Here is a 979-nt window from a genome sequence, read left to right as displayed (position 1 = left end):
CGCAGTTCCCCGCGCCCCTTTGGGGCGTCAGGGGTGGAGGAGGTTGTGGGCTGTCAGGGCCAGGGTGGTTTCCACCAGGTCCGTGGGGCGGGAGAGGGAGCGGCCGGTGAGTTGTTCGTAGCGGCGGAGGCGGTTGAGGACCGTGTTGCGGTGGCAGTAGAGGCGGCGGCCTGCCCGCTGGGCGGAGCCGTCGCAGGCCAGCCAGGTGGCGAGGGTGTCGAGGAGGACCTCGGCCTCGGCGGGGTCCAGGGCGGCCAGCGGGCCGAGCAGCCGCTCGGTCAGCGCGGCGGCGAGGTCGGGACTCGACGCGACCAGCGCCGCCGGCAGGTGCTCGGTCAGCCGGACCGTGCCGCCCGCCTCGGGGCACAGCCGCAACGCGGTGTCCGCGAGCCGCCGCGCCTCCCCCACGGCGGCCAGTCCGTCGACCGTGCCGCTGACGCCCACCCGCACACCGGGCGGCTGTTCGTCCGGGACGATCGCCGCCGCGTCGCCCTCGACGAGGACGATGCCGTGGTCGGTGTCCGCGCCGGTGTGCCAGTGCGCGCGCACATCCGGGGCGAGGAGCGCCTGGGCGCCCGCACAGCCGGCGGACCGCGCCCCCTCGACGGCGACGACGGCGTACCGGCCCTGCTCGGGCAGGCCGAGCGCCTCCGCCGCCTCGGGCAGGTCGGCGATCCTGCTGGTGCCGTCCAGCAGGGCCGCGGCGAGCAGTCGCACCCTGTTCTCCTTCCGCCACGCCAGCCGGCGCTCGGTCTGCCGGTAGGCGTCCGCGACGACCGTGCAGTGCTCGTCGACGAAGTCCCACACGTCGGACGCGACGTGCACCAGCAGCCGTACGTCCTCCGGCGCCGTCCGGGAGGTCTCGTCGACCAGGCCCTGCCACACCAGCGAGCCGCCCAGCCGGAAGGCGTGCAGCACCGCGTCCAGCGGCAGGCCCTGCTCGGCGCGGGTGGCGCCGATCTTCCAGGAGCAGCGGCGC

At 76.1% G+C, this 979-nt stretch carries 1 protein-coding gene; it reads right to left on the bottom strand.

Annotated features, from left to right (window positions below; translation table 11 throughout):
* Nucleotides 1–27 precede the first annotated feature (27 nt).
* Nucleotides 28–979: PucR family transcriptional regulator (locus CCN29_RS33295; RefSeq protein WP_107481766.1), on the bottom strand; the 952-nt coding region annotated here is incomplete at its 5' end.

Origin of the sequence: Streptomyces pseudogriseolus, from assembly GCA_002154585.1 — a bacterium.
In the GTDB taxonomy this organism is placed as follows: domain Bacteria; phylum Actinomycetota; class Actinomycetes; order Streptomycetales; family Streptomycetaceae; genus Streptomyces; species Streptomyces pseudogriseolus.
This window is presented reverse-complemented; position numbering and strand designations above follow the sequence as displayed.